This is a genomic window from Dialister histaminiformans, assembly GCF_900103425.1.
Classification (GTDB): Bacteria; Bacillota; Negativicutes; order Veillonellales; family Dialisteraceae; genus Allisonella; species Allisonella histaminiformans.
Map to the genome: position 1 here is coordinate 1 of NZ_FMXA01000040.1, position 2259 is coordinate 2259.

2 protein-coding genes are annotated in these 2259 nt (G+C 50.9%); both read left to right on the forward strand.

Going from position 1 to position 2259, the window contains the following annotated elements; all coding sequences use genetic code 11:
- Positions 1-153 precede the first annotated feature (153 nt).
- Positions 154-1110, forward strand: coding sequence for a DUF805 domain-containing protein (locus BLQ79_RS08095; RefSeq protein ID WP_091365627.1), 957 nt, complete (start codon positions 154-156; stop codon positions 1108-1110).
- Positions 1111-1182: 72 nt separating this feature from the next.
- Positions 1183-2115: a zinc-ribbon domain-containing protein gene (locus tag BLQ79_RS08100; RefSeq protein ID WP_091365630.1), complete on the forward strand. Its 933-nt coding sequence runs from the start codon at positions 1183-1185 to the stop codon at positions 2113-2115.
- Positions 2116-2259 lie beyond the last annotated feature (144 nt).

The window sequence follows — 2259 nt, forward strand, 5'->3', positions numbered from 1 at the left end:
CATGGGAATAACGATAATATGTTGCTCCTCACTTTTTTATAAAAGAGGCTATTCGCAGAATCCACCCCCTGTGCCTCTGCAGGAGGCACACCGACTTGCGAGCTGGAGGCTCGCACCGGCTATAAGCCGAAGGCTCATCTAAGGAGGTACTATATGACTCAGTCAAAATCTCAGAATTTTTGTCCATATTGTGGTGCTCCCATAGCCAGTCCACAGGCTCATTTCTGTGGGAACTGCGGGAAGGCGCTTCCAGCAGGGATGAATGATATCCCTCAGATGAAGAAAGATGCGGATAAATTTTCTCCGGAAGTGAAGGAGACTCCCGCTTCTCTGGTAAAGGAAGATGCATCTGCTGCAACAGAAAGTGCACCGGGGATTCCAGCAGAACCTGAAATTAAGCCGGCTGTACAGGAAAACGCGGAAGTACAGAAAAAACCGGCAGCGGAAGCGCATACGGAAAGCCATTTTCCGGATATTGCACCGGAAGGGGCGGAACCACAGCAGCCGGCATCCAATCCGGTAATTAAAGAACATACCGGTCCGTTGCCGCAGCCGGAAATCCCTTATACACCGGCCTTCAAGCACAATAAGGACGATGGCTTTTCTGACCCGTCCTTCAAAGGTATGTATTTTTCATTCCACGGTCGACTGAACCGTAAACGATATTTCTGGCGCTCGGTGGTTATCGCAGCTATCTGTATTGGATGCATGATCGGAGCTGGTTTTGTTTTGGGCATCGGCACGGCCGTAGAAGATATGGGATTTCTGGTTATTCCGGCGTGTCTCGCCCTGATCATAGTAGGCATTGCCTCTATGGTATCCGGAGTTTCGCTTATGATCCGCCGTATGCAGGATCTGGGATGGAGCCGTGGCGTGGTGTATGGCTACGCAGCGGTATCGATTATCTGGAACATTCTGAACTTTCTTCTGGATCAGGATGTTGTGGAGGGAACGGATTGGGGGATGACTGCGGGGTTTTTTGTCTTATTTTCCGGCCTGTTTTTCGCGGTCATAAATGTGATTATCGTGTGTAAGAAGGGAACTACAGGACCCAACCAGTATGGTCCGGACCCGCTGGATGAAGCGTATAAAAACTCCAGACGTGTCTGATAAGTTCTTACATAATTTATGAAGACAGCATAACGTTGTGATAAAGAGGATAGTAACAGGGAGGTAGTAAGTATGGCTCAGATGCATTGCCCGAATTGCGGGGCTCCGATAATGGATCCGAATGCTCATTTCTGTGGCAACTGCGGCCGGGCGCTTCCGGCAGGAATGAATCCAGTTTCTCAGATGAAACCGAAAGAAAACAAAGCGTCCGTAGAAGGAAAACCAGATCCGGAAATAAAGGCGACACCGGCTCCGGCTCCTGCCACGCCTGTAAAGGAAGCGGCAGCGGCAGCGGTAGAAAAGCCGGAAGCCCGGGCAGAGAAAGAAACGCAGCCGGTTGTGCCGACGGAACCGAAGAAGGTCAGCACGTTTCCGGATATTGCACCGGAAGGGACAGAGTCACCGGATCCAGCTCCGGTGATGAAGGAGCATACCGGCCCGCTGCCGCAGCCGGAAATCCCTTATACATCGGCGTATAAGCATAACAAGGATGACGGTTTTTCTGATCCATCCTTCCGCGGCATGTTTTTCTCCTTCCACGGCCGTCTGAATCGGAAGAGATATTTCTGGCGCTCCGTGACGATTTTCGGGCTGATTCTGGCCGGTATCGTAGGGGCTGTCATTTTCTTTGGCATGGTTGAGGCCATGGGCGAGGGGATGGAGTTCCTGATGATTCCGGTCATTCTTGGTTTGGCTGCCCTGTGGATTGGCTCATTGATTTCCGGCATTTCCCTCCAGATACGCCGCATGCAGGATCTGGGTTGGGCGCCTGGTGCCGTATATGGCTACGTGGCTGCATCCATTGCCTGGGCCTTTATAGACCCCTTGCTTTCTGCAGGCGCAGAAGCTAATCCCCTGGGAATCTGGGGGCTCCTTCAGATTTCAGGCTGCCTGTTCTTCCTCGTAGTAGGCCTCATACTCTGGTTCAAAAAAGGCACAGAAGGCCCCAATGCCTACGGCCCCGATCCCCTGGAAAAGACAGAAAGAAATAATGGCAGGATATGAGAGGGAGTGGAAAGGTCGTAAACTTTGTTTGCTGCTGGCACATCCCTTTGGGATTCGAGACGGTGTAAAACATGTTGTTTTACAAAGGGAAGCGGAATATTTCTTATAAAAGCTAAGAATGCTAAAGTTTCTCCAAAAGGGAAA

Coding starts and splice junctions, on each gene's coding strand:
- BLQ79_RS08095 (WP_091365627.1), top strand. CDS start 154: ATGACTCAGTCAAAATCTCAGAATTTTTGTCCATATTGTGGTGCTCCC.
- BLQ79_RS08100 (WP_091365630.1), top strand. CDS start 1,183: ATGGCTCAGATGCATTGCCCGAATTGCGGGGCTCCGATAATGGATCCG.